This is a genomic window from Planktotalea sp., assembly GCF_039984035.1.
Classification (GTDB): domain Bacteria; phylum Pseudomonadota; class Alphaproteobacteria; order Rhodobacterales; family Rhodobacteraceae; genus Planktotalea.
The window spans coordinates 1-9,719 of the sequence record NZ_JBDWVM010000091.1; the positions used below are offsets into that span (position 1 = coordinate 1).

Here is a 9,719-nt window from a genome sequence, read left to right on the forward strand (position 1 = left end):
TGATCCGCCGCACCGACGGCACGGTCGCCAAAACAATCAAAGCGCGCGATCTATGGGAAGACATCGGTCACGCCGCATGGGCCTGCGCTGATCCGGGCATCCAGTATCACGACACGGTTAACGCATGGCACACATGCCCAGAGGACGGCGAAATTCGCGGTTCCAACCCGTGCTCCGAATACATGTTCCTCGATGATACAGCATGTAACCTGGCTTCTATGAACTTGCTGAAGTTCTACAAAGATAGCAAATTCCAGGCGGACGAATACGTTCACGCGACACGTCTTTGGACTGTGACGTTGGAAATCTCTGTGATGATGGCGCAGTTCCCATCTAAAGAAATCGCGCAGCGCTCTTATGACTTCCGCACGCTTGGTCTTGGCTATGCAAACATCGGTGGTTTGCTGATGAACATGGGTTACAGCTACGACAGCGACGAAGGTCGCGCGCTGTGTGGTGCATTGACCGCGATAATGACGGGCGTGTCTTACGCAACATCCGCTGAAATGGCAGGCGAGCTCGGCGCATTTCCGGGCCACGCGAAAAACGCGGACCACATGCTGCGCGTCATGCGCAACCACCGCAATGCGGCCTACGGTGCGAGCGAAGGGTATGAAAACCTTGAGATCAAACCTGTGCCACTTGATCTGGTGAATTGCCCTGACCAAACATTGACCAAATTGGCGATGCAAGCTTGGGACGACGCGCTCACCAAAGGTGAGAAGCACGGATACCGCAACGCACAGGTGTCCGTGATCGCGCCAACAGGCACCATCGGTCTTGTGATGGATTGCGATACTACGGGGATCGAGCCTGACTTCGCGCTGGTGAAATTCAAGAAACTCGCGGGCGGTGGTTACTTCAAAATCATTAACCAATCCGTTCCTGCGGCGCTTGAAAACCTCGGTTACGGCTCTGCTGAAATCGAAGAGATTGTCAGCTATGCGGTTGGTCATGCTTCTGTCGGTAATGCACCAGGCATCAATCATACGTCCCTCATCGGCCACGGATTCGGTGCGAACGAGCTGGCAAAAATCGATGCGGCACTCGCATCTGCCTTCGATATTCGTTTCGTGTTCAACCAGTGGACGCTCGGTGAAGAGTTCTGCACAGGTATCCTCGGTATCCCTGCGGAAAAGCTGAACGACCCAACGTTCGATCTGCTCAAGCACCTTGGCTATTCCAAAGCAGACATCGATGCGGCGAACGATCATGTTTGCGGTACGATGACGCTGGAAGGTGCGCCGCACCTTAAGGAAGAGCACCTCGGCATCTTCGATTGTGCGAACCCATGCGGCAAGAAGGGCAAGCGTTTCTTGTCCGTCGACAGCCACATCCACATGATGGCAGCGGCTCAGTCGTTCATCTCTGGCGCGATCTCCAAGACGATCAACATGCCGAATGATGCAACGATCGAAGATTGCCAAAAGGCCTATGAGCTTAGCTGGTCCCTCGGTGTCAAAGCCAATGCGCTGTACCGTGATGGCTCCAAACTGAGCCAGCCTCTCGCAGCCGCCCTTGTTGAGGACGACGACGAAGCGGCGGAAACACTCGAAAGCGGTAACATCACCGAAAAAGCAGCGGTTCTTGCAGAGAAGATCGTTGAGAAGGTGATCGTCAAAGAGATCGTAAAATCCCACCGTGAGAAGATGCCTGAGCGCCGCAAAGGCTATACGCAAAAAGCGGTTGTGGGTGGTCACAAGGTTTACCTGCGCACAGGTGAATATGAAGACGGTCAGCTTGGTGAAATCTTCATCGATATGCACAAAGAGGGCGCAGGCTTCCGCGCTATGATGAACAACTTCGCCATCGCGGTGTCTGTTGGTCTGCAGTACGGTGTGCCGCTCGAAGAGTTCGTCGATGCTTTCACCTTCACCAAGTTTGAGCCAGCGGGCATGGTTCAAGGCAACGACAGCATTAAGAATGCGACGTCGATCCTTGATTACATCTTCCGCGAACTGGCGGTGAGCTACCTTGATCGCACCGATCTTGCGCACGTCAAACCAGAAGGCGCGAGCTTTGATGATCTGGGCCGCGGCGCGGAAGAGGGCGTAAGCAACGTTTCCGAGCTCAGCGAAGCAGCTGCAAACAGCTCGCTTGAAGTGCTCAAGCAAATCAGTTCAACAGGCTATCTGCGCAAGCGTTTGCCACAAGAATTGGTTGTTCTACAGGGCGGTCAAGCCGGGGCAGTTGCCCTGAGCGGGACGGCTGATCCAGTCGCGGCATTGCAAACCTTGGTGCCCGAAATCGCAACAGCGGCGCCAGCACCTTCAGCATCCACAACAGCGATGTCTACGGGCACTGTTACGATGGACGCGCGCGCCAAAGCTAAGATGCAAGGCTATGAAGGCGAGGCTTGCGGTGAGTGCGGCAACTACACGTTGGTGCGCAACGGCACTTGCATGAAGTGCAACACATGCGGCGGCACATCGGGTTGTAGCTAAGACACTCAGGCGTGGGGGCTTCATCGCCCCTTCGCTTACCACAGTCACGAGATCCCCGAGGGGGTCTCTGACGCAATTCAGGCCGCAGGCAAAAAATATTCCGAGCGGTGACAATGATGAGCTTGATTTTGCGAAACTGGGGAGCCTTTTGGCTCCCCATTTTTTATGCGTTCTGATCATAGGCGCATGCCGATCAGACACCTTTATCTCGGATAACGCGGATTTCATCTTAAAGTAGAGCAGGTCCATTGCTAACAAGTAATCGCTGAGCTAAGACTTTGGAATTCCAGAATTCGTAGATCTGAGAAACCATGTCATTTTCCCAGTTTGAAGTTCAAAAACCCAATGCGGCCGATAAGCAATTTGATGCGCGCGTCCTGATTTCAATCGGTGCAATTTTGGCGCTTGCTTTGGTGTTTTGGTTTGGTTCGCGCTATCCAGCGTTAAACGAAAAAGCGCTTATGGGCGGCGATGCGCCGCTGTCGGGACTTGCGTTCGATATCCTCTTTGACATCTTCCCCGATAGCTCGCTTTGGTGGCAGTTCATCGCAAATACATTCAACTGGGTTTACACCAATATCAAAGGAATGACCTTTGGTGTCTTGTTCGGCGCGGCGATCATCACATTTCTATCGCTGATCAAAAAACGCGCTTTTGAAAGCAGTTTTGCAAATGCTGCGCTGGGAACCGCGATTGGCGCACCGTTGGGGGTTTGCGTGAACTGCGCCGCGCCGATTGCATTCGGTTTGCACATGGGCCGGATGCGTTTAGAGACCACGCTCTCCGCTTTGATCGCCTCGCCCACGCTCAATGTGATCGTTGTGACGATGAGTTTTTCATTGCTGCCGATACATGTAGCGTTGACCAAGCTCGTTCTTGCGATCGTCATGGTCCTCTTTGTGGTTCCAATGCTGTGCAAATACGTGCTCGTCTCAGAAACCCAATCAACGCGAAATGGCACAGCAGCTTTAGCCAATATCTCAGAAGCGCGCGGCCTTACCGCTTGGATCGGCAGATCGCTTGCGCCAATGGATGCAGGGGCGCCGCCCGCGACGCTTTTTGCGGCTTTGCTTTGGTTCGTGCGGACCTATTCACGTAACCTCTTTTTCATCTCGATCATAACCGTTCCTATGATGTTTGTGGCCGGAATGCTTGGGGCAATTGTTGCGATGAGTTTCGATAGCGCGGCTTTGTATGACTCACTTCCGCGTGCAGGGATCGTTCCGATTTTATTGGCGATGTGTTTAGTCGCCTTGATCGCAAGCATCGCTCCCGCGCCTATTGCGCTTGACGTTATTTTGACGGTTGTTTTGATGGGCGTCGGCATGGCGTCGCATTTTGCCACCGTCGTATTGATCGCGCTCGGCTCATACAGTGTTTATGCGTTTTTCATTCTGTGGCGCGCAGTTTCCCCGCGCACAGCGATGGTCGTTTGGATCTCCACGATCCTCCTTGCCGTGACCGGAGGTGTCATCGCAAAAGAAACCAGCGATTTTGAAACGCACTATTATGTCGGTCGGATGGAAGCGTTCTTGGACAACAAGGTCGGGTTTGATCTACCAAGGATCGCACCACTTGCGAAGGCAACAACGCTTGATGCGATGGCGACTGACATATCTACGCAAAGGCTTGTCCCAAAGTCACTTGAGGCCGAGATATCAACGTCAGAAGCAAGCTTGATCGCTATCCAAAGCCTGCCACAAAGTGCGAAGTCACTTGACGCTTTAGCGGATCAAGGCACCGTATTCTCCCGCATTCCCGGGCCAGAACTTGGTTTTGAGGATGTTGCAATCAGTACCCCGATCCATGAATTTGCCCCAGGGATGATGCTGGGAGGTATTGCCGCGGGTGATATTCATAATGATGGCTGGATCGATATCGCGGTTCGTCGACCAACGGGGGCGCACGGGTTGTCCCTCTACACAAATATCTCTGGCTCCTTCAAGCGTCAGCACATTGATCTAGGCCCACTGGCTGAGATGGACGTTGTCAACGTCGCATTTGCGGATCTTGATAATGACGGCTGGCTTGATCTGGTTGTGACGACATTTTGGGACGGAATGTTCATCCTTACCAATCAACAAGGGCAATTCTCGCAGCAGAAAATGCGCCACATCGCAAGCGAGCCGCTCACGATGGCGCGCACGATTGCGTTTTCTGACATGAACAATGATGGCCTGCTTGATATAATCGTGGGCGATTATGTGTCTGGTCAGGGTTTTGCTGGCTGGACCAAGGAACAGCCCTTGGCCTCGAAGAACCATATTCTTTGGAACGAAGGCCGCGATGGGTTTCGCAAGCAAGACATTGCAGGCGCCGCGGGTCAAACCCTGACGATGCTGGTTTCTGATTTGAACAGGGACGGGCGACCTGACCTTTATAAAGGGGATGATGTCGCAGGCACTGATCAAGTGGTGTTTTTCAACTCTGATGGAACGAGCAAAGTCGATCGCGACCTGCAGCCCTTTGACTATGCTTTGGATACAACGATGAGCATGGATGAAGGGGATTGGAACAATGATCTGATACCTGATTATTACGCGGGTCAAATCTCTGATCGTGGAAGTAGTGCGCAACGGGAAGCGATGCGAGGGGATGGGCGAGTTCTATTGATCTGCCAACAATTCGCCCGGGACTTGGGATGGCGTTCCCAACAGACCAAGGAATGTGCCGCGGAAATTTTGTCTGTGGATAGCATTCGTGGGCTTAAGTCGACCCTGCAATTTAATACCTGCCAATCGCATGTCATGTCTGAGCGAGATCGCACAGTTTGCGGCGTCGCGAAAATGCTCATGTACCTCAAAGCACAGGCGTTTCATCACAAGGAGTTTTCCGTTTCGCAGGCGCATACACGATGTCACCAAGAGCTTGAGCGCTGGCCCTTTGCCAAGAACTACTGTGACACCTTTATGCTCGAAACGGTGGCGAAGCCGAGCAAAGAGGATCAAGAGGCGCTGTTTATGCCTGTTCTCAAAACGGGGAATATCCTGATGACCGGATCTCAAAGCGGCACCTTTGAAGATGATGCGAGTGAGCAAGGTGTGAGCTTTCCCGGTTGGACGTGGAACAGTCGATTTGCTGATTTGGATCAAGATGGTTGGCAGGATCTTCTGGTCATGGCGGGTATCTGGCTCAGCCCGAGCCGATCCACGACGAATGTCTTTTATAAGAACGAGCAAGGACGCTTTTCCAAGCAAACCGACGCCTATGGCTTCCACGATGTTGTTCCATCTTTCAGCTTTGTGTCGCTCGATTATGACCGCGATGGGGATATCGATGTTATTCGCCCGCCAGATGGTCGTATTGCCATCGTGCACCGCAATGAACAGCCCGCCGGGCCTGCGCTTTGGGTCAATTTACGCGACGAGATTGGCAATCGCATGGGCATTGGCGCGCGCGTTACGATTTGCGTCAATGGCACCACCGAGGTCAGCGCAGGCGATTGCCAAACGCGTCCGATTAATGCCAGCGGCGGGTTCATGTCTTTCGATCCGATTGCCGCGCATTTTGGTCTTGGAACGGCCAAATCCGTTGATTTGATCGAAGTGGTTTGGCGCGATGGCGAAGTGACGCGTATTCTGCCAAAAGACCTCGCGGGCGGCGAAGTGGTCGTGACGCGTAAATCGGTGAATTAACCAAAGCGATTTGTGGCCGAGCCCCTGTTTTCTTTAGGGGCGCAGCTTCTTATGGTGCCGTACCCAAAAGAAAGCCCCCTCATGTTCGCCGCAATCGCCAATTCATGGAATGATCGCCTTCTGAGGCTTGCCTTCCTTTGTATCACTTTGATGGGCATTGCGGTCGCGGCGATTAACCCATTTCAATCTGTGATTGGCATTGAACGCCTTGGCTTTTCACCGAGCGCTTATGCTTTGATCACCACGCTAGGCGCATTATTTAGTGTCGCAGCGTCGGTTTATGTCGGGGTCTATACAGATCAAACCGGAAAATACCGAAGCGTTTTGGCGGGGTGTAATTTGATTGGGACATTAGGCGCTGCTTGTGTCTTTTTCCTGCCTTCCAAAGCGACCTTCATCCTAGCCCATATGGTTTTGTTTCCCGTGGGGGCCACGACGTTTACCCAGTATTTTGCAATGGCCAGCCTTGCTGCGAACAATAATGCGAAATTGGACAAAGATCTGAGTTTGTCCTTGGTGCGCGCCGCATTCGCAGGTGCCTTTGGTTTAACCCCGCCCTTGCTCGCGGTGGCGGTAGCAGGGGGGATGGAACTGATGTCAGTCTACGGGGTCGCTGCTGGCGTGAACGCATTCGTTCTGTTCTTGGTGCTGAGAACATGGCCAAAGGAGCAAACGTCGCTCAATCAAAAGTCTGGAATCGGGTTTGTTGAATCGCTGAAGGAACTCGCTCGTGGGTCCGTTTTGATCCGGTTGGTTCTTATCGCTGTGATCGTGGGTGTGAACGGGTTGAACAATATATTGCTGGGGCTTTTAATCTTGAACAATCTCGGTGGCACAGCGTCTGATTTAGGGCTTTTCGCTGGCGGTGTCGCTTTGATGGAAGTGCCTGTGATGATTGGTGCGGCTGTCGCGCTTAAGCGGGTGAGTAGCAGCGGACTGATCTTTGTTGGATGCATTGTTTATTGTTGTTTTCTTGCCGCCTTTTCGAGTTTGCCGAATATGGGGTCGGCTTGGGGCATGATCGTTCCTGCTGGAATAGGCGCTGGGATTTTGTTGTCCGTAACAGTGGGCTATATCCAAGACTTGGTTGCGTCGCGCCCCGGTGCAGGGTCATCGCTTGTGTCTGTATCGCACTTTGGCGGTGCGATGTTCGCCTCTGGCATGTTCGCGTTTGGCGCTGTCTTTACCGATTACCAAGGGACCGCCGTAATCGGGAGCGTCATAGGTTTGGCCGCAGGGATCACTCTGTTCGTGATGGATGGCGCAAGGTTTCGTAGATCGCATCCAGTGGTTTCCTAGGTTCAACGGTTCCCTGATGTGCCTTGTTTGAAGAGGGGCGTAGTTTGCTCTTTTATCTTCGCGCTCGCAGCTTGGGCAGTACGCATCTCTTGCCTCTCGAAATCAGCGGGCTGTGATTTGTAGCAACTCATGTGGGTTCAGCGAGATCGTGAAAACCGAAGAGTCGAACGTGTGATCTGTCAGCAAAGCACCCGTATCATGTTCGTTGAGGTAGTATTCTTCGCCATTCACGAGCACTGAGTGGGCGTCAACCATCCCAACACGCGGTTTGTAAAAACGACCGTCGGATGTTTCAGGGTCGTAGCCTACCTGAACACCTTCGGCTGAGGTGAAGTCAGGAATTATGCTGCTCAGATCGACTGTGATCGTTTCAGGCTCAAGGGACGTGTTGCTCAGGTAGATGACGAACTCGCCATCGTTCTCATAGGCAGCCACCTCCATGTCGTCTTGGACGCTGCCGATATCAAGCTGGATCAATTCCATACCCGGCAATTCAGTCGCCATCAGATCGAACACGGCGCCCCGCACGGTTTCGGTCACACGGCCCTGATCATCTGTCTGAACGATGCCGTCATCTGAAGGTCCACCAAGGTCGGTCGTTGCATTGTGGATGACGGGCCAAACATTTGCGCTGTCCACACCGAGTTCCACCATGTTCTCGACCATTTCGACCATAACCGCCATCCCGAGCAAACCATTGGCAGGCGTGTTGCCCATGCGGATGTTCCATTCGGTGATGTGAAAATCCAAGTCCTGATCGAATTCGCTTTGCCAAATACCGATGTCGATATCGATATAGTTGCTTTCGGCTGACGTATCTTCGAACGGGATAGGGGATTTATTCCAGTAGTAGTGCTCAACTACGCCATCGACTTCTGCTCGCGCTTCATCGCTGAGTTCGTCAATAATCGCATAGTTCGCATCTGTAACTCGATCGATAAACCCGCGCTCGTCATCAACAGAGTTAAAGGCTGAGCTGCCGTAGCAGGATGCCATTTGGACGATGATGTCTGGATCTTCAGCTCCTGCCGCCTCGATGCCGCTTGCGAGTGCTAGAATGGCTTCGTTTGCAAGTGCTCCATATTCGCTTTCGTCCATTCTGGACCAGTATTCGTTGCCGATTTCGAAGGCAGAAATTTGATCGCCATATTCGCGGACTACCAGCTCCGCCCATTCTGCCAAGCCCTCTCCATAGGTTTCAGCGGGGGCGTTGGTGGTCGGGATGGTTAAAGTTACCTGTGTATTCGCTTGATCGAGGAAATTTGTCAGCTCGGGGCGCAACTCGCCGTCTTCAGTCAGTTCGGTGATGTCCAACCATTCGTGACCTTCTTGGTCGCCGGGGCCACGTTCTGCCTGACCAGCGGGATAGCGAAGGTTCTCGATTTCGAAAACCTCGAGTGCGCTGTTGAAGGTTTCTGAAATGTCTCCTTGGTCGGTATGAACGGAATAAACCGCGTTTGCACCAAACAGATCCTCCGAAACGGTAAAGCCTGTGCGTGTAATTTCGGGCGTTTCTTCTATGGCGTCTGGCACGACTTCTGGCTCCTCTTCTGGAACGTCCAATTCCTCAGATTCTGCCTCCGGAGTATCCATCACCATCATCATTAAAGGAACCAAAAGTAAAAACGCTAAACCCACGAAACAACCTCCTTGTTGTGGGTCTAAGATGAAGCGCTTGGGTGCCTCGCTCAACAGCGGATTGTGCAGAAGTGGGACTGCAAAAATGTGAATGATCTAAAATTTATTATATATTTCAGTGTGTTGAATTGCGATTTCGGTGTTGGGAAGGTCGCCTTGCTCTGGAGAATTCCGGAAAAATTACAATTCAAAGTTAAGTAATTTTGGTGAATTCCAAAGTTAAATGCGGTTCATTTTTGCAAAATATGGCGCAAACTTTTGACTTAAAATTTCCTTATTTGCGTTCTGCTTCCGAGCGCGAATTGAAATTCAAAAACTTCCCGAAAGACTACTCGTGATGTGAAAAATGAGTGCAACCATAAATGAGTAAATTGGGTGCGTTAAAGAACACCTAAAAAGAGACGGACCTTTTCGACTGATTTTTGGTGGAAAGTGCGAAGGTTTTAACCGCAACATTTGCGCAGGTCGCTACTGCCTTTGCAGCAATCTTCCATCAGAAATGTAATGAGCGCACCAATCTGGGCAAAGTTCACACGATAGATAAGACTGCGAGAACGGCGTTCGCGGATCGCAAAGTCAGCGTCTGCAAGAGACGATAGATGAAACGACGTGCGTGAGGGACTGGCGCTAATCTTTGTGGCGATGTCGCCAGCGCTCATGCCATCAGGCCCAGCTTCAACCAGAACACGGATCACATGTAATC

5 protein-coding genes are annotated in these 9,719 nt (G+C 52.2%); 3 read left to right on the plus strand and 2 right to left on the minus strand.

Going from position 1 to position 9,719, the window contains the following annotated elements; translation table 11 throughout:
• The 3 genes from ABJQ89_RS04050 to ABJQ89_RS04060 all read left to right on the plus strand — a co-directional run.
• The coding region (locus ABJQ89_RS04050; RefSeq protein WP_348494986.1) for a vitamin B12-dependent ribonucleotide reductase at positions 1 to 2,444 on the plus strand (2,444 nt) is incomplete at its 5' end.
• A gap of 311 nt (positions 2,445 to 2,755) precedes the next feature.
• Positions 2,756 to 6,079: an FG-GAP-like repeat-containing protein gene (locus tag ABJQ89_RS04055; protein ID WP_348494987.1), complete on the plus strand. Its 3,324-nt coding sequence runs from the start codon at positions 2,756 to 2,758 to the stop codon at positions 6,077 to 6,079.
• An 81-nt stretch (positions 6,080 to 6,160) separates the two neighbouring features.
• Positions 6,161 to 7,378: an MFS transporter gene (locus ABJQ89_RS04060; protein ID WP_348494988.1), complete on the plus strand. Its 1,218-nt coding sequence runs from the start codon at positions 6,161 to 6,163 to the stop codon at positions 7,376 to 7,378.
• Positions 7,379 to 7,480: 102 nt separating this feature from the next.
• On the opposite strand, the gene ABJQ89_RS04065 is transcribed toward ABJQ89_RS04060, so the two are convergent.
• Positions 7,481 to 9,016, minus strand: coding sequence for a hypothetical protein (locus ABJQ89_RS04065; protein WP_348494989.1), 1,536 nt, complete (start codon positions 9,014 to 9,016; stop codon positions 7,481 to 7,483).
• 443 nt (positions 9,017 to 9,459) lie between these two features.
• A partial coding sequence (locus ABJQ89_RS04070; RefSeq protein ID WP_348494990.1) for a transcriptional regulator occupies positions 9,460 to 9,719 on the minus strand: 260 nt, incomplete at its 5' end.